The organism is Paenibacillus sp. GCM10012306 (assembly GCF_042649265.1).
Classification (GTDB): domain Bacteria; phylum Bacillota; class Bacilli; order Paenibacillales; family Paenibacillaceae; genus Paenibacillus_AQ.
This window is the reverse complement of the sequence record NZ_JBHRYW010000003.1, coordinates 118,655-141,804: the sequence shown is the minus strand read 5'-3', so window position 1 is coordinate 141,804 and position 23,150 is coordinate 118,655. Positions and strand designations below refer to the sequence as shown.

Annotated in this window: 25 protein-coding genes; 5 read left to right on the top strand and 20 right to left on the bottom strand. The window is 45.5% G+C overall.

From position 1 onward, the window contains the following. Positions 1 to 27: 27 nt before the first annotated feature. The 10 genes from ACFORK_RS07935 to ACFORK_RS07890 all read right to left on the bottom strand — a co-directional run bounded on the left by ACFORK_RS07935 (position 28) and on the right by ACFORK_RS07890 (position 10,065). Positions 28 to 1,113 carry an alpha/beta hydrolase family protein gene (locus ACFORK_RS07935; RefSeq protein WP_379197452.1) on the bottom strand — a complete coding sequence of 362 codons (1,086 nt, stop codon included), beginning with the start codon at positions 1,111 to 1,113 and terminating at the stop codon, positions 28 to 30. Further along, positions 1,086 to 1,715, bottom strand: coding sequence for a GNAT family N-acetyltransferase (locus ACFORK_RS07930; protein WP_379197450.1), 630 nt, complete (start codon positions 1,713 to 1,715; stop codon positions 1,086 to 1,088). The genes ACFORK_RS07935 and ACFORK_RS07930 overlap by 28 nt, the downstream gene beginning before the upstream one ends. Further along, the gene (locus ACFORK_RS07925) at positions 1,712 to 2,512 is read right to left on the bottom strand and encodes a helix-turn-helix domain-containing protein (protein ID WP_379197448.1); all 801 of its coding nucleotides are present in this window, start codon (positions 2,510 to 2,512) and stop codon (positions 1,712 to 1,714) included. Before ACFORK_RS07925 ends, ACFORK_RS07930 begins: the two co-directional genes overlap by 4 nt. 603 nt (positions 2,513 to 3,115) lie before the next feature. Further along, positions 3,116 to 3,964, bottom strand: a complete 849-nt coding sequence (locus ACFORK_RS07920) for a sulfurtransferase (protein WP_379197446.1) — start codon at positions 3,962 to 3,964, stop codon at positions 3,116 to 3,118. 29 nt (positions 3,965 to 3,993) lie between these two features. Next, on the bottom strand, positions 3,994 to 4,767 hold the full coding sequence (locus tag ACFORK_RS07915; protein WP_379197444.1) for an ABC transporter ATP-binding protein: 774 nt from the start codon (positions 4,765 to 4,767) through the stop codon (positions 3,994 to 3,996). Positions 4,768 to 4,785: 18 nt separating this feature from the next. After that, positions 4,786 to 5,814: an ABC transporter substrate-binding protein gene (locus tag ACFORK_RS07910; RefSeq protein WP_379197442.1), complete on the bottom strand. Its 1,029-nt coding sequence runs from the start codon at positions 5,812 to 5,814 to the stop codon at positions 4,786 to 4,788. A gap of 32 nt (positions 5,815 to 5,846) precedes the next feature. Then, positions 5,847 to 6,629, bottom strand: a complete 783-nt coding sequence (locus tag ACFORK_RS07905) for an ABC transporter permease (RefSeq protein WP_379197440.1) — start codon at positions 6,627 to 6,629, stop codon at positions 5,847 to 5,849. Between the two features lie 48 nt (positions 6,630 to 6,677). Next, a complete protein-coding gene (locus ACFORK_RS07900) occupies positions 6,678 to 8,045 on the bottom strand; it encodes an LLM class flavin-dependent oxidoreductase (RefSeq protein ID WP_379197438.1) in 1,368 nt (455 codons plus the stop codon). A 47-nt stretch (positions 8,046 to 8,092) separates the two neighbouring features. Then, positions 8,093 to 9,082: an aldo/keto reductase gene (locus ACFORK_RS07895; RefSeq protein WP_379197436.1), complete on the bottom strand. Its 990-nt coding sequence runs from the start codon at positions 9,080 to 9,082 to the stop codon at positions 8,093 to 8,095. A 122-nt stretch (positions 9,083 to 9,204) separates the two neighbouring features. Beyond that, positions 9,205 to 10,065: an ankyrin repeat domain-containing protein gene (locus ACFORK_RS07890; protein ID WP_379197434.1), complete on the bottom strand. Its 861-nt coding sequence runs from the start codon at positions 10,063 to 10,065 to the stop codon at positions 9,205 to 9,207. Between the two features lie 238 nt (positions 10,066 to 10,303). Between ACFORK_RS07890 and ACFORK_RS07885 the strand changes: the two genes are divergently transcribed. Continuing rightward, positions 10,304 to 10,831 carry a GNAT family N-acetyltransferase gene (locus ACFORK_RS07885; RefSeq protein ID WP_379197432.1) on the top strand — a complete coding sequence of 176 codons (528 nt, stop codon included), beginning with the start codon at positions 10,304 to 10,306 and terminating at the stop codon, positions 10,829 to 10,831. Between the two features lie 34 nt (positions 10,832 to 10,865). On the opposite strand, the gene ACFORK_RS07880 is transcribed toward ACFORK_RS07885, so the two are convergent. Together ACFORK_RS07880 and ACFORK_RS07875 are read right to left on the bottom strand one after the other, a co-directional pair. Then, the gene (locus ACFORK_RS07880; protein ID WP_379197430.1) at positions 10,866 to 11,855 is read right to left on the bottom strand and encodes a serine hydrolase domain-containing protein; all 990 of its coding nucleotides are present in this window, start codon (positions 11,853 to 11,855) and stop codon (positions 10,866 to 10,868) included. A gap of 161 nt (positions 11,856 to 12,016) precedes the next feature. After that, the gene (locus ACFORK_RS07875; protein WP_379197428.1) at positions 12,017 to 13,066 is read right to left on the bottom strand and encodes a serine hydrolase domain-containing protein; all 1,050 of its coding nucleotides are present in this window, start codon (positions 13,064 to 13,066) and stop codon (positions 12,017 to 12,019) included. Positions 13,067 to 13,312: 246 nt separating this feature from the next. On the opposite strand from ACFORK_RS07875, the gene ACFORK_RS07870 reads away from it, so the two are divergent. After that, positions 13,313 to 13,756: a GNAT family N-acetyltransferase gene (locus ACFORK_RS07870; protein WP_379197426.1), complete on the top strand. Its 444-nt coding sequence runs from the start codon at positions 13,313 to 13,315 to the stop codon at positions 13,754 to 13,756. A 232-nt stretch (positions 13,757 to 13,988) separates the two neighbouring features. On the opposite strand, the gene ACFORK_RS07865 is transcribed toward ACFORK_RS07870, so the two are convergent. Genes ACFORK_RS07865 through ACFORK_RS07855 form a run of 3 tightly spaced genes read right to left on the bottom strand, consistent with a single transcriptional unit; the run spans position 13,989 to position 16,353 of the window. Then, positions 13,989 to 14,843, bottom strand: a complete 855-nt coding sequence (locus tag ACFORK_RS07865) for a MetQ/NlpA family ABC transporter substrate-binding protein (RefSeq protein ID WP_379198544.1) — start codon at positions 14,841 to 14,843, stop codon at positions 13,989 to 13,991. A gap of 59 nt (positions 14,844 to 14,902) precedes the next feature. Then, on the bottom strand, positions 14,903 to 15,571 hold the full coding sequence (locus ACFORK_RS07860) for a methionine ABC transporter permease (protein WP_379197424.1): 669 nt from the start codon (positions 15,569 to 15,571) through the stop codon (positions 14,903 to 14,905). Continuing rightward, positions 15,568 to 16,353, bottom strand: coding sequence for a methionine ABC transporter ATP-binding protein (locus ACFORK_RS07855; protein WP_379197422.1), 786 nt, complete (start codon positions 16,351 to 16,353; stop codon positions 15,568 to 15,570). The genes ACFORK_RS07860 and ACFORK_RS07855 overlap by 4 nt, the downstream gene beginning before the upstream one ends. 298 nt (positions 16,354 to 16,651) lie before the next feature. Here ACFORK_RS07855 and ACFORK_RS07850 point away from each other — a divergent pair, with 298 nt between their 5' ends. Further along, the gene (locus ACFORK_RS07850; RefSeq protein ID WP_379197420.1) at positions 16,652 to 18,016 is read left to right on the top strand and encodes an LLM class flavin-dependent oxidoreductase; all 1,365 of its coding nucleotides are present in this window, start codon (positions 16,652 to 16,654) and stop codon (positions 18,014 to 18,016) included. A gap of 126 nt (positions 18,017 to 18,142) precedes the next feature. Here the strand turns inward: ACFORK_RS07850 and ACFORK_RS07845 are convergent, their stop codons facing one another. Further along, entirely contained in the window at positions 18,143 to 18,490 is a 348-nt protein-coding gene (locus tag ACFORK_RS07845; protein ID WP_175374718.1) for a VOC family protein, read from the bottom strand. 92 nt (positions 18,491 to 18,582) lie between these two features. Beyond that, complete coding sequence (locus ACFORK_RS07840; RefSeq protein ID WP_379197418.1) at positions 18,583 to 19,014, bottom strand: DUF3888 domain-containing protein; 432 nt, start codon at positions 19,012 to 19,014, stop codon at positions 18,583 to 18,585. Positions 19,015 to 19,219: 205 nt separating this feature from the next. On the opposite strand from ACFORK_RS07840, the gene ACFORK_RS07835 reads away from it, so the two are divergent. Continuing rightward, the gene (locus ACFORK_RS07835) at positions 19,220 to 20,209 is read left to right on the top strand and encodes an alpha/beta fold hydrolase (RefSeq protein ID WP_379197416.1); all 990 of its coding nucleotides are present in this window, start codon (positions 19,220 to 19,222) and stop codon (positions 20,207 to 20,209) included. An 80-nt stretch (positions 20,210 to 20,289) separates the two neighbouring features. Here the strand turns inward: ACFORK_RS07835 and lgt are convergent, their stop codons facing one another. From lgt to ACFORK_RS07820, 3 genes are all read right to left on the bottom strand, one after another. Then, a complete protein-coding gene (lgt, locus tag ACFORK_RS07830; RefSeq protein ID WP_379197414.1) occupies positions 20,290 to 21,087 on the bottom strand; it encodes a prolipoprotein diacylglyceryl transferase in 798 nt (265 codons plus the stop codon). A 62-nt stretch (positions 21,088 to 21,149) separates the two neighbouring features. Next, complete coding sequence (locus tag ACFORK_RS07825) at positions 21,150 to 21,947, bottom strand: M56 family metallopeptidase (RefSeq protein ID WP_379197412.1); 798 nt, start codon at positions 21,945 to 21,947, stop codon at positions 21,150 to 21,152. Further along, positions 21,944 to 22,375: a BlaI/MecI/CopY family transcriptional regulator gene (locus ACFORK_RS07820; protein ID WP_379197410.1), complete on the bottom strand. Its 432-nt coding sequence runs from the start codon at positions 22,373 to 22,375 to the stop codon at positions 21,944 to 21,946. The genes ACFORK_RS07825 and ACFORK_RS07820 overlap by 4 nt, the downstream gene beginning before the upstream one ends. Positions 22,376 to 22,597: 222 nt before the next feature. Between ACFORK_RS07820 and ACFORK_RS07815 the strand changes: the two genes are divergently transcribed. Next, the gene (locus ACFORK_RS07815) at positions 22,598 to 23,065 is read left to right on the top strand and encodes a GNAT family N-acetyltransferase (RefSeq protein WP_379197408.1); all 468 of its coding nucleotides are present in this window, start codon (positions 22,598 to 22,600) and stop codon (positions 23,063 to 23,065) included. Positions 23,066 to 23,150 lie beyond the last annotated feature (85 nt).

Below are 23,150 nucleotides of genomic sequence, written 5' to 3'. Positions count from 1 at the left end.
AACACAGAGAATTTCAATTTATGTTATCTACTGTATTCCTTGTATAGGAAAATCGTTTTGTAGGAAATCTGTGATTTCATCCATGTAGCCCTTCTTGGTAATGTCCCTTGGCGCAAATAAGCTAATTAACAACGCACGTATCGGCGAGTTGGCTGTCTTGGTAGGAAGCATGGAGTGCTCTGTATCGGGCAACACTTTGACACGCAATAATTCATACTGTCGTAAACGTTCCCGATATACCATCTCCGTTTCCTTCACGTCTACATTACCATCATGATCACCTAGCATAAGCAGGACTGGGGAGTTGAAATTTGCAATATCTTCTGTTGCATCCGCTGTGTAATTCTTACTAACAAACGTCCAGCGTTCTCTTGACATGGTATCTTTCTTACCCACAAGGCTCATGTATTCATCATATGAAGCTCCTGATTTTAGGAGTTCTTTGACTTTGTTATCTGCTTTCACCTGCTGCTCAATCTCATCTGAGGATCGTCCTTCCTTTACCATTTGACTGCGTGTATTGTATTCACCCTGCCTCAACCAGTTGATCGCAGGCGATACAAGAATGCTGAAAGCTAGTGACTCTTTATCTGCCAGTTTGGGGACAACCCATCCTGCCTGACTTGCTCCCCATATGCCAATACGATCTGTATCGATTATTGGTTGCTGTCTTGCCCAGACCAACGCCTGTTGTGCTTCTTGCACTCGATCATCAATACTCTGATCTAGCCAGTTGCCTTCTGAACCTCCAATGCCTCGCTTGTCCAATGAGAGTGATGCATAACCAAGTGAGGCAAGGCGCTCCCAAAGTGGTTTATATCCATCATTATGGGTCGCATCAATTGGACCATCTCCGTGAATGAACAATACTAGACCAACCTTGTCTTTATATGTCTTAGGTAGCGTGAGAATTCCCGTCAACTTACCTTGTGGTGACTCGATTACCACCGTTTTTTCATCCATAGCAAAGGTATTTTGGTGCAAAACATACGCGCCTGTACCTCCCAAAAACAGTAGGATAATTAATAGACTTATTCCCCAATTCTTTTTCATGCTTTTATGAAATTCCTTTTCTGATAATAGTCTTAGCCTTTGTAAATCATGTAATTCCATTTTTTTTCGCCTATCAACCATGCCAAAAGTGTGCTGTTCTGAATTTCCAATGTCCTAAATCCCATTCGTTCATATAAGTGTTTGGCTCCTACGTTGCTATCAGAAACATGCAGGCTAACAAATTGGTTTCCTGGTTGCAATGCTGCTTGTCCAATCGCCCATTCCAGCATGGTTTTGCCCACACCAGATCCCTGGCACCTCTCATGAACAACTAGATCAGAAATGTACACTTCACCACGTCTTAGACGATGGTTCAAGCATATTAATCGTACAGAAAATCCAAGCGCATTTCCCAAACCAACTTCTTTCATTCCTTTCCAGAAAGATAACAGCTCTGTGATCGTCATACTCGAGTGTTGCTTTTTCACTTGTTCCTGAAATTTTATTGAGAAGCTGCCTATTATAGACGATTCCTGTACAGCAACAAAACGCTTGCCTTTGCCTAGTTGTTTGTCCAACACAAGCATTTTTTCTAATAGCAACTGCAATTTCATATCATTCATCTTCGTACCAAACTGAAATTTGCTGCGAAATCCTTGTACAAGCAATTGGCTGACTGTAACGCCATACTCCTCTTTCATACACTCAATATGAATGTTCATCGTTTCTTCTCCTGTTTAATAGCTAAATCGGAACCACGATCAATACATGCAAGTAACTCATAATGTATACTTTCCTGAGCAAATAGAGACAGATACGATTTCTCCACAAGAATTACGGGACCTGTGAGAATAAAAGAAGATTTCTCAGCAAAGGTTTGAAATAACTCGAAGTGTCTCTCTAGGTCTGTATCACTCTGAATGGAGAACGTAAAAGACAAATATTCTCCTGCTGGCAGAATCATATCCCCTTCCACACCATTCGCTTCCGTACAAATTGTTAATCGAGATTCCTCCCCATACACGTAATGGATATCCGCTTCAAACAACTCTGGCAGCACATTATCCTGTTGAGCTAACATACGTGCATCAAGGTCCGCTTCGAGATCAGTTTCGAACCATGACGATAGAACAAATGCATCACGATGAATGATTTTAATTGAAGAAGTTTCTTGCCCAAAGCGCTTGTGCTCATCCAACACTTTGTGAATAAGACTATTTAATGTTTGCAATTGGTCTATTTGAGACTCTATTCTAGAGACAGATTGTAGAAGCAAATCCTGCATCTCATCTGGAGTCCCATCTTCACTCCAACTTGCAATCGCTTGTACAGATAACCCCATCTTTCTCAGGAGTAATATATGTGCCAGTCGATAAATCTGGTCAGTACCGTACATACGATATTTGTTTTCATCTAAGTAAGCAGGAAACAATACGCCTTTTTCCTCAAAATAACGAATTTGATGAACAGACACGTTCATCAGTTTTGCTAACTCGCTTATGGTGAGTTCTCTTTTCATCCAGATAACCTCCTTCTAATAATCATGGTTATATAAAGAAGCATACACCTTAGGTTTGACCTAAGGTCAAGTCAGTATTAGTAACTATCTCCTCGCATCTTGATAAGAATTGCTAACGATAACATGTATAATTGTAATCAGAAGATGATATCTCATGATCAACGTTATACTTATCTCTCTAGTGCATCAGCTGCCATAACTGAGGACAACAGCTCACATATATGGAATATATGTGAGAATTAATATCTACTAGCAGACAACAGATACTCTCGAACAAGCTTTGTTTACTCCTTGTTGACCATCCCAGATACTTGTTTATTTTTAAGTTATCACTATGAATGCACCAAGGGAATGCATCGCTTCAACTACCGTTCCTAGAGAACGTTGTATTTATGCTTAGGTAAGCGAGGGAGACGGATTGAATACATCGTGTAGTTTTATTATGACCAACCAACGGCAGGGATTCGGGACTTTCTGAAAATGTTTTAAGAAACAAGCGTTGACTTTCTGTTGATTTCGGCACATCCCTGCATTACGCAAAAAAGTACATCGCCACATGAGCGATGTACTCCAGTTCATAACCTGTATATTTATTAAATACTTCTACTCTTCCCCAGTCGCAATCGGATTCTCACTATAGCTAATCCAATCACTCCAGCTTCCCGCATACAACTTCACATTCTCGTAGCCCGCCTCGTCCAGTGCTAGCACGTTCGGAGTTGCCGAGATGCCAGAACCGCAATAGACGATGATCTCGTCTTCCTTCGGTAGATTAGCAAACCGCTGGCGAAGCTGCTCCGGCGATTTCCAGAAGCCGTCACCTTGAAGCGCGTCCTTCCAGAAGTAATTCGCCGCTCCAGGAATATGCCCCGAGATTGGATCGAACGGCGCCTCAAGTCCTGCGTACTGCGCGGCATCACGCGAGTCAACAAGTCTCGCGCTGCCTTGACCACCGGCCACTTCGCGTACCTCTTCTACGCCGACGAGCCAATCGGCTTGCGGCGCTACCACGAATTCGCGCGGTTCTGTGACGATGACCTGTTCCACTGAAACAGCTTCACCCGCGTCAGTCCAAGCGGAATAACCTCCATTCAGTACCTGAACTTGCTCCGCACCCAAATAGCGAAGCACCCACCATAACCTTGAAGCGGCCGGTCCATTGCCATCTTCATACGCGACAACAGCCGTATCACGATCGATGCCAAGCGACCCGAACAATGTTGCAAGTCGCTCTGGCGAAGGAAGCGGGCTCCGTCCTCCATGTTTTTCGGCTGGATCGGTCAGATCGGCCTTAAAGTCGATAAATAATGCTCCCGGAATATGTCCCTTAGCGTAAGCCTCATGACCATACTCCGACTCCTTCGGATTAAATCGAACATCCAGCAGCACGATTCGCTCTCCATTTTCCAGTCTGGCTTTCAATTGCTCCACGCTCACTATGTTAGATGACATAATTTCGCACACTCCTCTGTATTGATTTCTCAAATGGTAAATTCAAGACTGTCCGAAGACTTCACTTCATGAATAGCCGCATAGATATCATTCTGAATCTTCAGCAGCTCAATGTCGTCCCGCTTACGCGGACGAGGCTTCGGTACTTGAAAGATTTGATTGATCCGCCCCGGTCTCGGGGATAGCAACACCACCCTGTCCCCCAGAAACACTGCCTCAGAAACGTCATGGGTGACGAACACGACCGTCTTCTTTTCCGCTTCCCAGATGTTTAACAGATCGTCCTGCAGTTGCAGCCTCGTCAGATGGTCGACCGCGCCAAAGGGCTCATCCATCAGCAGTACCTCAGGATTGTTCGCCAGCGCCCGGGCAATACCCGCTCTCTGTTTCATACCACCTGATAGATGATGGGGATATTTGTGCTCAAATCCTGACAGCCCGACCAGATCGAGATACCGCTGGACTGCCTCTCTACGCTCACTCTTGGCGACCCCTCGGAATTCTAGCCCCAGTTCGACGTTCTTATACACCGTTCTCCACGGATATAATGATGGATCTTGAAAAACAACCCCACGTTCAATCCCCGGTCCCTTAAGCTTCTTCCCGCTGAACCATACCTCTCCCGAAGTGGGCAGCTGGAGTCCGGCCAGAATTTCCAGAAGCGTGCTTTTACCGCAACCGCTTGGACCAAGAATACTGAGAAACTCCCCGTCTTCGATCGTTAGATTGATATCCGAGAGCGTCTCCGTCGGAGTCGCCCCCCCGTATACCTTGGATACGCCACGGATTGAGAACCCCTCCATACGATCACCTCGCTCCACTTATTTTTTTGGAATAAATCTTAGATCCAGCAAATCCTTGACATCATAAATTTTGTCCTGGAAGCCAAGCTCAACTTGAATTTTCTGAGTATCCTCCAGCGCCTGCAAATCCACGTCCGGGTTGTTCTCCCAGAGCACGTCCTCGCGTGCGAACGCTTTATCGGCTACGGCCGCATCTACCTTCACATTTTCGAGGAAATATTTCTTGTATTCATCCAGATGGCTCTTCGCATATTCCTGGGATTTAAAGTATCCGCTCAACAGCTTTTCTACGAGATCGGGGTGTTCCTTGATAAAATTATCGCGTGAAACTAGCACGCCAGTATGGAAGGTCGGCAGATAATCCCAACCTTTGGCAAGAATTTTGCCTGTACCCTCACTCTCTGCAAGAGAAGCGAACGGCTCATGAATAATAGTCGCATCCACTTGTCCTGAAGTCAGGCTCGCATAGGCCGCATCATTCACACCGTTGGCCAGATACGTAACGTCGTTCTTGCTTAAGCCGTGTTTTTTCAGGATCGTCTGGGTATATACGTCAAGACCGCTGCCGAGTGCTGCCGCTCCGACCTTCTTGCCCTTCAAATCCTCAATGCTCTCAATTCCCGGCTTCGCAATCAGATAGAACGGTCCCTTTGTACGGAACAACGACGAAATAATCTTGAGCGGTGCTCCCTTACCGGCAGCCACAATAACGTTCGTTGTCGCGCTGTCGGCGATATCAACATCATTGCTTGTTAAAGCTTCAATCGGGTTCTGCGTAGAGATCAGCTCAACGTCCAGACCTTCTTCCTTGAAAAATCCCTTCTCGATTCCGAACCGTACAGCGAGGCCGCTCACTCCGTTAAATGATGCATATTTAATCTTCTGAAGTCCGGCTGAAGTGTTATCCGACGCTGAATTTGCCTTTGTTGGTTCACTCGAAGCTTCAGGAGCAGCTCCTTGCGGAGTATTGCTGCTGCCGCAGCCTGCGAGAAGTAGTACAAGTGTCAGCGTTGCGATTCCGGTTCCTATCCATTTTTTCTTTAACATGGTTTCTTTCTCCTCCTATAATTAAAGCTTCTTTATGATGATTTCCATTTAAGCACAATCCGCTTTTCCAGCAGATCGATCACAGCAATAATAAGCACAGAGATCACCGTCACGATCGTAATAATCGCAAAAGCCTTCGCCGTATCATACAAAGACGTCGCTTGCACCAGCAGATTGCCGAGTCCGTCCTTCGATGCCACCATCTCTCCGAACAAGGCCCCGACAAGCCCCGTTGCCGCCGATACCCGCAGGGAAACAAAGATGGTTGGCGCTGCTGACGGAAGAATGACCTTCATAATCGTCTGTAGCTTGGAAGCCTCGAACACCCTGGCAACCTTGAGATGAGCTTCTGCTGTCTGCTTGATCCCTGTAATGGTATTGAACGCAATGGTGAAAAAGCAAAAGAGAAATACAATTGCGACTTTGTGTGACAACCCAATGCCGAGCCAGAGCATCAGCAGCGGGATAATCGTCACCTTCGGGATGGCAAGAAGCGCTGAGAGAAACGGCCGGAAGAACACTTCCGCGTGTGGAATAAGTACGAGAAGCAGTCCCGTTGCGACTCCAGCGAACGCACTAAGCAGATAGCCCGCAGCGAATTCCTTAAGCGTAATAGCTAAATGATGAAAGATTTCACCATTCGAAAACAGTTTGTAGATCTCTTCGATCACTTGTGTTGGTTTCGACAGATACAAACTGCCGACAATTCCCGCCCGTACGAGGTATTCAATAATGCCCAGACAAGCGATCAAGAGCACGATTTGTCCAATTAAAATACGCCATCTATAGCGATTCCTATGATTCTGGTTGCTCATAACATTCTCTCCTTCTTCCAGCCCGCCGCCTTGCAGTAGCTTCTTCCGTTACTCGCTTGCACCTTCCAGCGCTGCCTTTCGGGAAAAGTGGTTCTCCGGACGGGAGAGGCCGAAGTGTCCCTGGAACGTATCACCCTCATATTCCGTACGGAAGAGTCCGCGGTCCTGAAGAATCGGTATGACTAAATCAATGAAGAGGTCTATTCCACCCGGCATATATGGAGGGCAAATATTGAATCCGTCGGCTGCTTTTTGCAGAAACCATTCTTCCATCTGATCTGCCATTTCCTCCGGATCACCGACAATTAGCAGATGACCTCTTGATGTAGCGGCGAAGTAGTGGAACAATTCACGCACAGTGATGTCCTCACGGCCTTCCGCTCGCTGTGCCAATTCGACAAGCCACTTGGCTTCGTCGCCCGAGAGGGTCGATAATGACAAATCCGGCAACGGTCCATCCAAGTGATAAGGGGATAAATCGATACCAATTCTGGCTGACAGAGGCGCTAAATCGTAGTTCGTCACAAGCAGACTGTTGAGCTCCCGGTACTTGGCATGTGCTTCCTCCTTGGTATGACCAACGAGGGGAACAAGGCCCGGGAGTATGAATACCTCATCAGGATTTCTTCCATACTTCACAGCCTTTGATTTGACCTCAGCATAGAACTGCTTGGACACCTCAAACAGAATTTGTCCCGAGAAGACTGCACTTGAGAGCTTGGCGCCAAGATCGCGGCTGCGCTCCGATGTTCCCGCGTTCAGAAGTGGAATCTGTCCTTGTGGGGGCCGGGCCACGTTCAATGGACCAGCAACGGAGAAGTGTTCCCCTACGTGATTGATTCGGTGCACCTTGCTCCCGTCTACGAACACACCGCTCTCCTTGTTGCGAACAAATGCGTCATCTTCCCATGAATCCCACAGCTCCTGTACAATTCCCACGAATTCTTCCGCATAATCGTAACGCTTGGAGTTGTCCCAGTGCTTCTCACGGCTATAATTCTGCGCCGCACGCCCATCTGCGCCAGTGACGACATTCCATGCCAGCCGACCTCCGCTCAGGTAATCAAGCGACGCTGTCAGGCGTGCAATCGTATAAGGCTCCGAGTAAGTCGTGTTTGCTGTAACAATAAGGCCGATTTTTTCTGTTACCGCCGCAATGCTGGCAATCATCGTGAACGGCTCGAGACGAACCATCTGTGAAGGGAAGGTATGCTGCATGTCCGGGCTTGTTGCCAGAGCATCCCCTAGAAAGAAGAAGTCGAACTTCGCTTCCTCCAGTCGCTGAGCGACCCGGTGCAAGAACTTCGGATCGAACGCTCCATCCGTTACCGCTTCCGGCAGCCGCCAGCCTGCTGGATGGTAGCCCGTTGAGAACAGGAACAAGCCGAGATGGAGTTGCCGCTTCGTTTGAGTCATGATGTTCATCCTCCTGAATCTAATTTTTTCTATATGAATAGTATGTTTTAGGCCGAAAAAAGACCGATACTGCGGGAAATATGATCGATCTCTGCTAGCTCCTCCAGCGTCAGCCTCTCTTCGACATGCTGCAATGCGTCCCGAATCTGTTCCGGCTTCGACGCTCCAAGAATAGCAGAGGTTACATAAGAATGACTTAGCACCCAGGAGAGCGCGAATTGAGCCAGCGTCCACCCTCTTGCCTCGGCCAGTGGTGCGATCTTCTCAACTAGCTCATAGGATGGATTGGACTCGAGCAGCAGCTCCAGTCTTTTCTCACCCAGCGCAAGCCTGGAGTCAGTCGGAGGCGCTTCACCTTGACGATACTTACCGCTCAGAATCCCCCTGCCCAGCGGACTGTAGCTAATAATGCCGACGTTCTCGGATTGAGCGAATGGTACAAGTTCTCGTTCAATTCCTCTTGTAATAAGACTATACTCCGGCTGGACACTCTCGAACCGGTGCAAACCATGCAGCGTACTAACTCCGTGCGCCTTGGCCAATTGCCAAGCTGCATAGTTTGAGCAGCCCAGATAACGAATCTTGCCCTGCTTGACCAGATCGTCAAGTGCCCGCAATGTCTCTTCGATCGGTGTCTCAGGATCAAATGCGTGCACCTGATAAAGATCAATGTGATCAGTTTGCAGCCGGCGCAAGCTGTTCTCCAGCGCCCGGTAAATATGGTACCGGCTCTGTCCGCCATCATTAACGCCCGGTCCGATATGAGCGTTGAATTTTGTTGCAAGCAGAATGTCATCGCGGCGGCCGCGTAAGAGCCGTCCCAGAATGGCTTCGGATTCACCAAATCTTGTATGGTCAAAGTTATCCATCCCGCTGCCATACACATCTGCGGTATCAATTAGGTTAATTCCTGCTTCCAGCGCCGTATCCAATACTGCTCCAGATGCTTGCTCATCAATCCATCTTCCGAACGCCATTGTTCCCAGGCTAACTTCGGATACCTTCACACCCGTTCTACCTAATTTCCTGTACTGCATTTTCGTATTCTCTCTCCTTTGGATACAACAAAAAGAACAGACATCGAGCGCGCTTCACAATTTCAGCGTCTCTCCGTCTGTTCGGTCGAGTTGTCGTATGTAAATAAAATGGTAGTCTTAGGTCAAATTTGCAGTAAATTCGCAGAAGCTGTATGACCAAGAGAGATTGCTAGCTCATAAGGTGTCTCACCATTGGCATTCGTCTCTGTCATATCGGCTCCATAGCTGAGGAATTTCTCAATAAGCGGCACGTTATCAAAATAAGCGGCAACATGCAAAACATTGAAGCCTTTTCTCAGTTCGCCTTCACACTTGGCATGAATATCTGCTCCAGCCTCTATCAGCAAGTCCACGAGATGTCCGTATCCACCGAATATGGTAGCGTGAATGGCCATATTGTTAAGACTGCCGTCACGACTGCGGGCATGAATATCAACACTGTGGCTAAGCAATAGCTCAACTGTCTCGGTATTCCCAAAGTGTGCAGCCAGAGATAGCAGCGGAAATCCGTCGTGACTGTAGCTGTTCAGCAGCTCTGGGGAACGGTCTAGCAGGTCTTTTACCCGTGAGCTATACCCAACGGCTGCGGCTTCGAATACGTTCAGCTTGCCCGCTCCATTCTGCAGCAGCAGTTCTTTAATGTCATTTGCCCTCATGAACGTAGCCAGCAGAACAGGAGTTTCCCCCTTTTGATTACTGGCGTTCACCAGACTTACATCCTTGTGAATCAGTTCGGCAACCTTGTCGATATCGCGCAGCTTAACCGCTTCGAACATCTCATTGCGCAATCGCTGCAGGTTGTCAGCCTGTTCCCTTGCCCGCACCAGCAGGTCATGGGATGCGCGCACCCCCATATTCACGAAGTGGGCAACCGCTCGCGATCGATTGGATTCAAGCCCCGACTCGACAAGCAGATCTACGGCCTTGATGGCCTCTTCGTCCAGTCTGATGGAGAGCACTGCGGTACTTTTTTTCTTCGGCATGATTCTCCTCATCGCTTACTTGTAATTTAAATTACAAAATTACTATAACATGAACCTTAAAATTTGAATAGCCTTAAATTCATATTATTTTACTTTGATTTATTTTTGCTACATTCTCCATTAACCCTTATAGAGATAAGGATCTGAAAATAGCGTATTATATAGTTATCGTTTCAAAACGAGATTCGCCAAGATCCCTTCCATCAAAATAACTGGCTGATAATAAGGAGGCACACTCATGATATATTTTGAGACAGCGAGATTGTTATTCCGCGACTGGGAAGAAAGTGACTTAGAGCTATTTAGCCGACTAAATGCGGACGAAGAGGTTATGACCTATTTCCCCAAAACGTTATCATTCGAAGAAACAGCTGCATTCTATAAAACAATACTCTCCGAGTTTAAAGAATGTGGGTTTGGGTTATATGCCGTTGAAGTAAAAGAAAGTAACGAGTTCATAGGTTTTATAGGATTCCATAGGGCAACCTTTGAGGCGGATTTTACACCTTGCGTAGAAATTGGATGGCGACTGAAGAAAGAGGCTTGGGGAAAAGGATACGCAACGGAAGGGGCCGCTGCTTGCTTACAATATGGATTTAACACATTGGGCTTTAGCGATATTTATAGTTTTACTGCCGACGTGAATACTCCTTCGAAAAATGTAATGCAAAAAATCGGCATGCATTTTATCTCAACCTTCAATCACCCGAAAGTTGAGATAGACAGCCCTTTAAGCAAGCATGTTTTATTTCATATTAATGGTTAGCTAATTTGCATGTACTTATCCTACGTCATCATGTTCACGGAACCATCGACTTCACAATATACTCACGTACGAACTCCAAAGGTTTGATCGTATTCTCCAGCGTGCTTGTAAATACAACGACCGTTTGCAGACTTGGAATGACAATAATAAATTGCCCGCTCCTTCCCATCGCAAAAATCATTCTGTTGTTCATAGAAAAATCATCCTGATCAGAATCTAACTTCGCTACCCACCAATGAGAAGCGTAATGGCCAATATAATCATAAGTCAAAAGGCGGGGCTCCGTGGACTCCTTAACCCACTCTTCAGACACAATCCGCTTCCCCTTCCACATTCCTTCCTGCAAATACAACTGGCCAATTTTAGCCAAATCGTATGGGAGTAGCCGGAGACCGTCTGAGCCTTGACTAATGCCTTTTGCATCTTCAAACCAGAGATAATCCTTAATCCCTAACGGCCCAAATAAGTATTGTTCAGCAAAAGCTGACGTTTTCATGCCCGTTGCTTTCGTAATAATCGCAGAAAGAACATGAGAACAGCCCGAGTTATAATTCATTCGTACCCCCGGCTCATCCACCAGCGGCCTGTCGAATACAAACTTTACTACATCGTGAACAAACATAGGCGGCATGTAGTTCCATTCGCCAAATTCCGGCCAGTCCAAGCCTACGCTCATCTGTAGCAGGTGTTCGATCGTAATATTTTTCTTACGAGTATCTACCTGAGCATTCACGATTTTCGGAAAATAATGCTCCATGGTCATATGCACCGAAGGTATAAATCCTTTCTCTATTGCGATTCCGATTAGGATAGAAATCACACTTTTGGTGCATGAATTGAGCCGCTGCAGATTGTCTCTAATCTTATTGTTTTTGTAATACTGATAGACTAATGATCCTTCTTTCAGAATCAGACAACTCTTCACTTGCGTTTTCTTCACAGCTTTATCGAGTTTGTCCAGATACTCCTGATCCATGTTATGCTTCTCTGGACTTAATATCGGCCACGTGTTTTTCTTTTGCATCTAAATAAGTCCTTTCATCGCTTTTATCATCTGTTCTGCTTTTGAGTTCTGTCCAATACCTTTCAGGTCTGATCTCCTTGCACAATGACCACATGAACATCATATCCGTTGATGATGATTGCCAATTCAACATACCCACCCCCTATTTATTCTTGAAAATTTCATGGTGCTATCAGCTGTTCTGCTTTCCAATGAAGCTCCCATATATTACAGCTCTGGTTCCCCAATATGACACTTGTGGTCTCGATCTCTGGATAGTAGGCCAACATTGCAGCTACTCCCGCATTAGAACCGTCCTTGTACATGCGCATAAGCTTTCCTGCTTGATCGTAGACAAAATGAAAACCAAAGCCGTTGATGATACTTCCCCATTCATATCTTCGTACGTGCTCCGTTTGCGGCTTCATGATTTCTGCTGTGCTCTCTTTTGACAACAGTTGCCCATTCACCAAGGCCCGCATGAAGAGATCCAGATCACCTACGGTTGTAAAAGCTCCCCCATCAGAAGTGCCGATCGGAGGAAATGAATAGATATTCTTTTTCCACGTCACTTCATTATTCTCGTTAAAAATTGCAGCATAACCTTCCGCCACCGCGATATCGCCCTCGTCTTTAGCCGCAAAGGATGTACAATTCATCCCACAAGTTTGAAAAATATTCTGCATGACAAAGTTTCGGTAGCTTGTGTTTGCTTTCTTTTCAATGACAAGCCCAAGAAGAACAAACGCACAATTGTTATAGCTAACATCCGTTCCTGCTTTGAACTTCGGTTCCTTGTAGGCAAACTGCGGAATGAAATCCACGCAATCTCTGATCGAATAGTTGGGTTTATCTACGAACAGCTCTTCGTAGCTCTCCCCCAGTTCCTCGTCGGCATCGTCGGCAATTCCAGAAGTATGTGTAAGCAAATGCCTGATCGTAACATCTTGTGGAATTCTCGTACCGGTTAGATCAATAATATCTGTAATACGGTCGTCCAGCTTAAGACTTCCCCGATCCACAAGCTGCAGAATCGCTACTGCAGTAAACAGCTTTGTGACAGACGCCGTATCGAACATCGTGCTGATCGTATTCGGAATCTTGAAGCCTCTATGTGCGAAGCCATATGCACGGGCGAACTGGGTTTGTTCCCTGCCTTTAATCAAAGCAGCTCCGGCAAAATGATGGTCCCTAGCATACTGGTCAAATAATGTATCCAATCCATGTTCCATGTGAAGCACCCCCAATATTTTCCTCCACTTCATTGTACCAGTCAGCTTTCAAATGTATTGGTAAAAAATGCTTTAAACTATTCTTGCATGAAAACCAGGGGGTACTTGCATTGTGGTATAGAACAAACATGATATCCGATACCCCTTGGACTTTTTAGGTTAAATTATTTTCTACCAAAGAGGCACACAACGGGCGTGGTATAATTTTCAAATTATAATCACAGATTTTCTATTGGGGGGAGCATTATGCTGGAGATCACTTTAGACAATATCAAGATTACAACGGAGTCTACTGACACGGATTATGAACAGGTATGTAATAATCTCTATGAATACAATGTTCGTGCAACTAACGGGCTGCTCAAGAAACCAGGGAAAGATATTAATCTCTATCTCAAAGATGACGCAGGCAACGTGGTCGGCGGGTTGTTTTGTGAGACCTGGTCTTATGGCTTGTACCTTGATGTATTTTGGATCGCGGATGAATACCGGAGTAAAGGTTACGGAAAGATCATGCTTGCTGAGGCTGAACGCCAGGGAAAAGAGCTGGGTTGTATTTTCGCTCATACATGTACATTTACTTATCAAGCCCCGGAATTTTATAAAGGTATGGGCTATGAGATTTTCGCCGTGAATGATGAATATCCTGACGGGATAAAACAATTTTTCTTGAAGAAGAAACTACAATAATCATCCTGAGTTTGAAATAAACTTGAGGTGCCATCTCAGCATTTACATCAGCCCAAGTAGAAACGGCTTTACCGTCCGGTAAGGGACGATATCCGTTTCTGCGAGAAATATAAGGATGCTTTATAGCGTAAAACATATAAATTCTTATATTATAAAAAAAACCGGTCGCTCTGCCATCAGGCAGAACGAACCGGTTTTTCGATTGATACAACGCACAGAGCGCAACCTTTTATTAGAATGCTGGGACAACCGCTACGCCGTACTTGTCTTCAATAAACTTCTTCACTTCAGGCGTGGTTAGAGCCGCGTCGAGTTTTTTGATATCATCACGATTTTCATCGCCACTGCGCACAACGATTACGTTGGCATAAGGCGAATTGGCATCTTCACGGAACAGGGCCGACTTCGGATCAATTCCTGACTCCAGTACCACATTCGTATTAATCAGCGCGCCATCCAAGTCCTTCAAAGCACGTGGAAGTGTAGGAACATCAGCTTCAACAAACTTCAAGTTTTTCGGATTTTCTACAATATCCTTTGGAGTCGCCTCATATGTAGTGAGTCCGTCTTTCAGCTTAATCAGACCTTTTTCTTGAAGCAGTACCAGCGTACGGTATTCATTGGAAGGGTTATTCGGGATACCAATTTGTGCGCCATCCTTCAGCTCATCAATAGATTTGATCTTCTCGGAGTAGAAACCGATCGGCTCCACATGGACCTTTGTTGTCACAGCGAAGTCGTAGCCCTGCTCGCCCTTCACAGAATCAAGGTATGGCACGTGCTGGAAGAAGTTCGCATCAATCTGTTTTTCCTTCAGCGCCGGGTTAAGCTGTCCTTCATCATCGAAGACAACGACATCCAGATCAATGCCTTCCTCCGCCAGCTTTGGCTTAATAAAGTTCAGGATTTCAGCATGCGGTACAGCAGCCGATCCAATCTTGAGCACAGTCTTCTTAGCTGGTTCTTCTGCTTTGGTCGATGTGTTTGCTTTACTTTCCTTATTACCGCCATTGTTCGAACCGCAAGCGGTCAGAGCCAGCGTGAACAAGAGAATAAGTGCAGATGTCAGTACATACGTTTTTTTCATTTTCATTATAAATCCCTGCTTTCGTCTAAAGTATAGATCCATTTCATGAAAATTGTTCTCTAGTCCATCTTGAAACGCTTGCGTTCAATCCGCTTGGCCGTATAATCCCCGGTCCACTGGATACTCTGCACAAGTAAGATAATAATGAGGACGGTGGCAAATAAAATGTCCTCCCTGAACCGCTGGTATCCAAAGCGAATAGCCAAACTCCCCAGTCCCCCAGCCCCGATCGCTCCGGCGACAGCTGTGAACTCTGTAATAGCGATGACAGCGATGGTCAGCCCGCGAATGAGTGCAGGTAAAGCTTCAGGAATAAGCACCCGAAAAATAATCGTAAATGGAGAGGCGCCTATCGCTTTGGCTGCTTCAATCTTGCCTGTATCAACCTCCTTGAGAGAATTCTCAATAATTCGTGCCAGGAATGGCGCTGCTGCGATGGATAACGAGACAATCGCAGCAGTCGGTCCAAGCGATGTACCTACGATAAATCTGGATAAGGGGAGTAGGAGTACAATTAGTATAATGAATGGCAGTGATCGTACAGTATTAATGAAGGTTCCGATGACTTTATGTACCGCTGGAGCCGGCAATATCCCTCCCCTTTCCGTCACAACTACACTAATGCCCAAGGCAAGCCCCAATAATATCGCAAAGATCGAAGACCAGAACACCATATACAGCGTCTGACCCAGCCCTTCCAGCAGTAAATCAAACAGATCGTCCTTCATATGCCTGACCCTACCCCTTCCACAGCGAATCGCCTGTTCTGATACTGATGGATAATGTTGATAAAGCGCTGGGCCGTCTGACTTTCGGGGTTGAAGAAGAGCTTGTCGACCGTACCTGTCTCGACGATTCTCCCCTTCTCGATTACTGCCATCTGATTGCAGATATGCTGCAGCACATCCAGCTCATGCGTGATAAGCAAGATCGTCAGACCCAACTGACGGTTAATGTCCTTCAGCAGCTCCAATATGGAAAAGGTGGTCTCCGGATCAAGCGCCGAAGTCGCTTCATCACTCAGCAGCACAGTCGGGTCATTTGCAAGTGCACGGGCAATGCCGACACGTTGCTTCTGTCCGCCGCTAAGCTGTGAAGGATAACTGTTCTCCTTATCAGACAGCTGAACGAGATTCAGAATTTCCCTTACTCTTGTGCGAATGAGTGCCTTGTCGTGCCCTACAACCTCGAGCGGAAAGGCCACATTCTGGTAGACCGTTTTGGCATCCAAAAGGTTAAACTGCTGAAAGATCATACCAATCTTCTGTCTCGCCTTGCGAAGTGCTGCACCCTTCAGTGCCGTGATCTCCTCATCACCGATTACAATACGCCCGGTATCAGGTTCTTCCAGCCGGTTCAGGCAGCGGATCAGCGTAGATTTGCCAGCGCCACTAAATCCGATAATACCGAAAATATCCCCTTGTCTAACATTCAACTGAATATTGTCCAGCACCTGGATAGAGCCTTGCACGGTGTTATAACTCTTGCTAAGTCCCTCAACGGTAATCATTGCTGCAACCTCCCTCTCGCTTGATCTTGGCTGTCGATTCAACAACTCATATGATGTGAACCCACACTACATTAGTTATTAGACGAAGTCAGATGTTCGATCACAACCGAATAATAACTATTCCTAGTGTTTTAGTGTGCTTATTCCCAAAGTATAGGATCACATCTTCCAAACGTCAATAGTTTTAAATTAAAATTCTAGGGAAAGTTTAAATTGACACGCCATCCATAAAGCGCTAAATTAAATCCAACTATTCTTATTGAAATATTTAAATCATAGAGCACGGAGGATGAATAAGATGACCGATAAACGACAAATCAAGCTTTCTGCCTACCTGGTCGGCACCGGGATGCATACCGCTTCCTGGAGATTGCCGCAAGCACAGGCAAACTCCAGTATTGATATCGACTACTATAAGAAACTGGCCCAGACCGCAGAGCGCGGCAAATTTGATATCGCTTTTCTGGCGGACAGTCTGGCGATCAATGAAGTCTCTCATCCCAATATTTTGAACCGTTTTGAACCGATTACGCTCATTGCAGCCCTGGCTGGGGCTACCTCTAAAATTGGGCTTGTTGCCACCGCCTCCACCTCTTATATCGAGCCATTTAACCTGGCGCGTCTGTTGATGTCGGTTGACCATATCAGTAAAGGTCGCGCAGGCTGGAATATTGTGACTACCCGGGATTTGTCGGGCAATACCGCCCGGAATTTTGGCGCAGAAGACCATTTGGAGCATAGCTACCGTTATAAACGGGCGGCAGAATTTCTGGAAGTAGTGCGGGGGTTATGGGATTCCTGGGAGGATGATACCTTTACATACGACAAAGAGAAAGGCAAGTTTTTTGACTCCTCCAAGCTTCATCGGCTGAATCACAAGGGAGAATTCTTCTCGGTAGAGGGACCGCTGAATATTGCCCGTTCGCCACAGGGCCATCCGGTACTGATTCAGGCCGGAACGTCAGATGCAGGGCAGAGCTTTTCGCTGCAACTAGCCGAGGTTGTTTTCTCCATCAAACATCGCCTTGAAGACGCACAAGAGTTCTACCGGTCATATAAGAACCAATTGGCACAGGTAGGACGAGACCCGGAGAAAGTCTTTATTTTACAAGGGATCTCCCCTATTATTGGAAAAACTGAAGCAGAAGCCGAGCAGAAACGGCAGCAGCTTGAAGCTCTCGTCACGGAAGAAGCAGGTCTTCACTTCTTGTCTGATTATTTTCCGAATACCGACTTTACCGGTTATACTCTGGATGCGAGAGCATACGAGCTTGGATTACATACGGTTCAACTCTCCAAATCCGATTTCAAAAAGCATCAGCCGATCATCGCACGAGATAATCCGACGCTGCGGGAGCTTTATTCTATGCTGACTGGGGCCTTCAGCAGTAATGATCTCGTCGGAACACCGGAGAAAATTGCAGATACATTAGAGCGCTGGTTCCAGGAGGAAGCCGCTGACGGCTTTATGTTGATGGCACCGTCTCTACCGGACGGACTGGAGGATTTCGTTAATTTGGTCGTTCCGATTCTGCAAGCAAGAGGACTGGTTCGTACCGAATATGAGGGTAATACCTTACGTGATCATTTGGGTCTGTCCATTCCTGCGAACCGCTATGACGAATCAGCCTATGAAGTGATTGGAAATCAGACTCGTTCTTAAAAAAGTTGAGGGCAGGCAAAGGATCGGCCGCAGCAAGCGTCTCCGCTCTCTCGGCTTTACTTGCCTGCCCTCATTTGTACTACTGGCTTTCATGTCGCGTTAGAGCTCAATAGCCAATAAATACAACTATCTCTCCCAAAGCTCGACCAGTCGACCGTCAGGATCTTCAATCCATATAAATTTTCCAAACTCGCCACTCTCTTTTTTCTTGGCAAGTGGAACACCAATTCGTTCAAGATGTTGAATAGTCTCGTCTAAATTATATACCTCAAAATTTAACATCACTTGTTGTTCTGTTGGAAAATAACTGTCATCCTCGGTAAAGAAAGAAAAGATCGTCTCATTTCCGGATTGAGGCTTTATCATCGTTCCATTCCAATCTCCTATTTCTATCTTCAACACTTCACTGTACCATTTTTTCACAACTTCAATATTCTTAGTCCTCCAAAATACGCCTCCGAAACCTTTTATCATTGGATTTAACTCCTGTCTGTTAAATTATAGGGATCTATTACATTAGGATTCGTGATTTAAGTGCAAGTTCCTTTTTTACTATCCATCTCCCATTACTTTAATAAATCCTTGTAATTAGGAGGGAACTCATGGGGATTCGGCCCTTTCAAATGTTCGAATTTCTTAAGCTTCACCCCGAAAGGTGATACCTGATATGTAAAAAGATCCTCTCCGACAGGGATATGAGGACCAACTACTGGGGTTGCATCAAGAGTAATTAGAAAATCAAACCCGCGAAATCCATTAACTCTTTCAGTATGTGTAACATCAACATAATAAGGGTACAAAACAGGCGGAGCCGTTAATGTATTCGAATAGACCTCTGCAAGTTTTTCGTCCATATACGGTAACAACTGCAGGACAAGCATATCTTGTAGCTGTAGTTCTCTCGAATCCTCTGTTGGCTGTTCCCCCACTGCGTAGCAATATGAAGTCTGCGTTATTCCCATCGAAACAACGAGTATGATTATATGAATGAATCGCATCTTATCCCCCTTAGTTTAGTCGTCTAAAAAACATCCGATTTTCCACTAAGTTACCCAAATCAAAAGGGGGTTATCCGTTCCGTAGTTTCTTTTTACCTGTTCATATTCAGTTCATATTAGGGTCATGAAGAGTACATGTTCGTTGGTTAGACTGATTGCAATGGCTCTTTCAAGCAGCTGAATATACAGATCAGGATAGGAGAAGATGACTGTGACACAGACAGATGTAGTAAAAACGAGGAATGGATCGATAGCCAAAAAAATAGGGAAAATCTCTCTTATAGTAATTGGCGGAATTATTGCAGCCGTCATACTTTTTCTAGCAATTACTTTTATTGCTGATAAGATTAGTACCAAAGCGGAGGAAAAGAAGTTAGAAAACGCTTATGGCCAACTAGTACCTGTAGACGGCAAAAAAATGAACGTATATATTGAGGGATCAGGCGATGAAACCATCGTGCTCCTTCCCGGCTATGGAACTGCAGGTCCAGCTTTAGATTTCAAGCCGCTGATCGCTGAACTCTCTCCACACTATAAAGTAGTCGCTGTAGAGCCTTTTGGTTATGGATTGAGTGACCCGACCGATAAGGAACGCACTACAGATAATATTGTGAGTGAAATTCATGAAGCTTTGCAGCAGCTCGGCATTAACCGTTTCATTCTGATGGGGCACTCCATCACAGGCATATACGGTTTGGATTATGTAAACAAATATCCTAATGAAGTCACTGCCTTTGCCGGAATCGATACCAGTGTACCTACACAAGGCGGAATGGACACTAAATTACCAATACAAGGATTTAAATTTCTTAATAAGTCTGGTCTGCTCCGATTGATACTGAAGGTGGGCAGCGACCCTTATGCTTCTCTAGGCTATGATGAACATACTAGAGAACTATTAAAAATGCTTTCGAACCGAAATAGCAACGAAGACACAACCTTGAATGAATTGAAGAATCTTTATGACAATTTCGTGGGTGCCCGCAAGTTAAGCTTCCCGCCAAATCTGCCTTTGATTCTCTTTGTAGCCGCTAATAACACAGGAGTGAAAGATTGGATTCCGCTGCACGAAGAGCAAATTAAACAATCTGAACACGGGAAACTGGTGAAGCTTGAAGGAGACCATTATTTACACCACACCCAGTCCAAGGCGATTGCTGAGAACTTCCGAGCGTTCATGACTGAAATGAAGTAGTTATAAAACAGCGTCCTTAAAAAGATCATTAAAACGAGCCACTAGAATTAATCTAGGGCTCGTTTTTTCATCATTATGAATCAGATTCCCTTCCCTGCACCCGCAAGCTGCACTTTACTCCGGTCATGCAGAACCAGATAAACAATCAGGCCTACGCTGACCATAATCACGCTGAAGCTGGTCCACTGACCTGCTGTCCAGTTAAACATGTACCTCGGTGAATCTCCACGCAGCCACTCCAGGTTAAACCGCCCGAACGAATACAAAATATTGTAAGCCAGGAACAGCACTCCCGTTGGCCATTTTCTATTCTTCAGCAGAATTAGAATGACGAATACAACCAAATCCCACTGCCCTTCCCATATTTCTGCCGGCCAAAGCGGCTGGGAACCATAAGCGTCATACGCCATCGAACCCGGAGGGTAAACAAGACCAAAGCCCGATCCGGTCGGTGAACCATACGCGTCTCCGTTAAGGAAGCAAGCGATTCTGCCGAGTGACTGACCTAAAATAATAGCCGGGGCGAGAATATCTGCAAATTCCCAGAAGGATAGCCGATGCTTTTTCGTATAATAGATGATAGCAAGAAAACCGCCGACTAACGCGCCTTGAATAGAAATGCCGCCCTGCCAAATATACAATATCTCCATTACATGCTGTGAGTAATACCCCCATTGGAAAAAGAACACATGCCAGATCCGTGCAGACACAATCGCCCCCACAGCCACATAGGGCACTATATTGAAGATATGCTCCCGATATATGCTCCCTTTAGCCAAATAATGTGCCATCCCCAGTGCCAATAAAACCGCCAAAGCCACAATGACTCCATAAGAATGGACTTGGTAATTTCCGATCGTAAATAAAACAACTCTCATTTCGAATATCCTCCTGTTAATTAAACTACAATACGTAGTACAATTGTGCAAAAAAAGGGGACTTACGTATCCCCGCCCAACATGAGCAACAGCAGCATGGATATTGAGAACAACAAGGGTCTAAGCAATGCTATCTTAACCTTTACCGTCTCATTCGGCTCCAGAACCTGTATCATACGATAATTCAAAGCGGATGCTGCAAAATGTACGGCTACAGCAGGCTGAATCTTCCCCCACCTCGATAGCTTCAACAGAACTTTTGCCAGATGCAGCTCGGTTCCCATCCGGGTTATGACAAAGCGATCAGCCAGCAGTTCTGTCCACGTCTCATAGTAACGAAAAATTGGCTTCATGATCGGCCAGTAACCGAAAGCCTCAGTAAGCAGAGTCATCAGAAATAGCTTCACATTATCGCGATTGCGGCAATGATGCCACTCGTGCAGCAATATAGCCTTTACTTCCTTGTCGCTGAATTGTTCGAGGACATGGGTAGAGATGACAATTTTCGGTTTGAAAAGACCCAGCGCCAGCGCAACAAAGGCTTCGTCCTGCACGACTATAATTTCCGTTCCCAAGCTGCGGTATTTGTAATTTAGCGTCTTAGTTAATTTATCGTGCTTCATGGAGCCGAATAGCCTGTTCCATTTTCGCGATAAATACGCTTGCGCTGTGATTCGCCACATCACCCGGATAAGCGTATAGGCAATAATTAGATCGAATGCCCAGTACAACATGATACATGCCTTAAGACTACTCTCTCCAACTTGGCGGGTAACGAAGATTCCCATCTGTACACTGAACACAGCGATGAAGACGAGCATAAGCGCCGACATCCATCTTAGCTTCAGCCGAGCGTTCATTCTTTTTTCCCTCGTTTGATCTCACCCAATTTGCGTTCCAGCTTAGCGATAGTCTCAGGATCTACCTCGTCCAGCGCATCAATCATGTGGCTTACGACAAGACTGCCGTATTCTTTGATTAGCCCATGCGATACAGCTTTCGTCTGTTCGGACACAAACTCTTCTCTAGATTGTACAGTGCTGTATTGCGCCGCTTGGGTTCTACCAGTTCCGACTAGCATTTTCTTCAGATGTCCTTTACTCTCCAAACGACTCATCACTGTCATCACCGCATTTACCGAAATGGTGCTTTCCTGATTCAGGATCGACTGTACTTCCTTGATCTTGAGACCCTCGGAGGACCAGAGGATGTCCATAATTTTCGCTTCGAGCGGCCCAAAAAAACGATTCAGCCCCTCACCGCCGACATTCATTTTCTTAATCTTCATGACCATCACGCTCCATCATACTACGGATTGTAGTATAGTATCCTCCTGATGTCAATCTGCGCGTAAGAGTGGATAAATGGCTTGTTCGCGTGTATAAAGATCAGCTATATCGAAAATGTACCCATACCAATCTGCATTACTATTTTAAAATGGGGTGAGCACATTAACGATTTACTCCTACTCCTACTCCTACTCCTACTCCTACAAGAAAGAGGTCTTATGATGAAATTAGAAGTTACCCTGACTAGTCACGACGAAGCATACATTATTAAAAATCTATATCCACTCTACTTATACGACCTATCAGGACATTATGGCCTGACTGAGGGCCACATCCCCAATATACATGGAATCTTTGAAGAAAGTTTGGAGTTCAGAACATTAATCGATCAATATGATGTCCAGAACATCTGGTGGGAAAAACCAGGATGTCTGTATCCTTTTTTATTCAGAGTCGATGATATTCCTGCTGGGTTTGCCCTTATTGCTACTCCGCCCCACTGTTCCGAAGGAACAGATTATTTTGTGAACGATTTCTTCCTGATGCAGCCCTTCAGAGGAAACGGTATTGCCGAGAATGCCTCAATTCAAGTCTTTGACCGCTTCAAAGGCCAGTGGGAGCTTTTTACCAATCCCCTTCAGCGAAATATAGTTGGTTTCATCAAGCTAAGAATGACCTTGTTAGTTTAAGATTCCCTCATTATAAAAGCGCTTACAATTGCTGTACACTGATGTTGAATCATATTTTACATTTTTTTACACTTTAAATATTAAG

Bases quoted from the DNA above. Each gene is read 5' to 3' on its own strand.
- ACFORK_RS07850 (WP_379197420.1), top strand. From the start codon at position 16,652: ATGACCGATAAACGACAAATCAAGCTTTCTGCCTACCTGGTCGGCACC.
- ACFORK_RS07860 (WP_379197424.1), bottom strand. From the start codon at position 15,571: ATGAAGGACGATCTGTTTGATTTACTGCTGGAAGGGCTGGGTCAGACG.
- ACFORK_RS07890 (WP_379197434.1), bottom strand. From the start codon at position 10,065: ATGCCGAAGAAAAAAAGTACCGCAGTGCTCTCCATCAGACTGGACGAA.
- lgt (WP_379197414.1), bottom strand. From the start codon at position 21,087: ATGAGAGTTGTTTTATTTACGATCGGAAATTACCAAGTCCATTCTTAT.
- ACFORK_RS07825 (WP_379197412.1), bottom strand. From the start codon at position 21,947: ATGAACGCTCGGCTGAAGCTAAGATGGATGTCGGCGCTTATGCTCGTC.
- ACFORK_RS07930 (WP_379197450.1), bottom strand. From the start codon at position 1,715: ATGAACATTCATATTGAGTGTATGAAAGAGGAGTATGGCGTTACAGTC.
- ACFORK_RS07885 (WP_379197432.1), top strand. From the start codon at position 10,304: ATGATATATTTTGAGACAGCGAGATTGTTATTCCGCGACTGGGAAGAA.
- ACFORK_RS07895 (WP_379197436.1), bottom strand. From the start codon at position 9,082: ATGCAGTACAGGAAATTAGGTAGAACGGGTGTGAAGGTATCCGAAGTT.
- ACFORK_RS07905 (WP_379197440.1), bottom strand. From the start codon at position 6,629: ATGAGCAACCAGAATCATAGGAATCGCTATAGATGGCGTATTTTAATT.
- ACFORK_RS07880 (WP_379197430.1), bottom strand. From the start codon at position 11,855: ATGCAAAAGAAAAACACGTGGCCGATATTAAGTCCAGAGAAGCATAAC.
- ACFORK_RS07855 (WP_379197422.1), bottom strand. From the start codon at position 16,353: ATGATTACCGTTGAGGGACTTAGCAAGAGTTATAACACCGTGCAAGGC.
- ACFORK_RS07870 (WP_379197426.1), top strand. From the start codon at position 13,313: ATGCTGGAGATCACTTTAGACAATATCAAGATTACAACGGAGTCTACT.
- ACFORK_RS07815 (WP_379197408.1), top strand. From the start codon at position 22,598: ATGAAATTAGAAGTTACCCTGACTAGTCACGACGAAGCATACATTATT.
- ACFORK_RS07865 (WP_379198544.1), bottom strand. From the start codon at position 14,843: ATGAAAAAAACGTATGTACTGACATCTGCACTTATTCTCTTGTTCACG.
- ACFORK_RS07915 (WP_379197444.1), bottom strand. From the start codon at position 4,767: ATGGAGGGGTTCTCAATCCGTGGCGTATCCAAGGTATACGGGGGGGCG.
- ACFORK_RS07875 (WP_379197428.1), bottom strand. From the start codon at position 13,066: ATGGAACATGGATTGGATACATTATTTGACCAGTATGCTAGGGACCAT.
- ACFORK_RS07820 (WP_379197410.1), bottom strand. From the start codon at position 22,375: ATGAAGATTAAGAAAATGAATGTCGGCGGTGAGGGGCTGAATCGTTTT.
- ACFORK_RS07920 (WP_379197446.1), bottom strand. From the start codon at position 3,964: ATGTCATCTAACATAGTGAGCGTGGAGCAATTGAAAGCCAGACTGGAA.
- ACFORK_RS07845 (WP_175374718.1), bottom strand. From the start codon at position 18,490: ATGATAAAAGGTTTCGGAGGCGTATTTTGGAGGACTAAGAATATTGAA.
- ACFORK_RS07900 (WP_379197438.1), bottom strand. From the start codon at position 8,045: ATGACTCAAACGAAGCGGCAACTCCATCTCGGCTTGTTCCTGTTCTCA.
- ACFORK_RS07910 (WP_379197442.1), bottom strand. From the start codon at position 5,814: ATGTTAAAGAAAAAATGGATAGGAACCGGAATCGCAACGCTGACACTT.
- ACFORK_RS07840 (WP_379197418.1), bottom strand. From the start codon at position 19,014: ATGCGATTCATTCATATAATCATACTCGTTGTTTCGATGGGAATAACG.
- ACFORK_RS07925 (WP_379197448.1), bottom strand. From the start codon at position 2,512: ATGAAAAGAGAACTCACCATAAGCGAGTTAGCAAAACTGATGAACGTG.
- ACFORK_RS07835 (WP_379197416.1), top strand. From the start codon at position 19,220: ATGACTGTGACACAGACAGATGTAGTAAAAACGAGGAATGGATCGATA.
- ACFORK_RS07935 (WP_379197452.1), bottom strand. From the start codon at position 1,113: ATGGAATTACATGATTTACAAAGGCTAAGACTATTATCAGAAAAGGAA.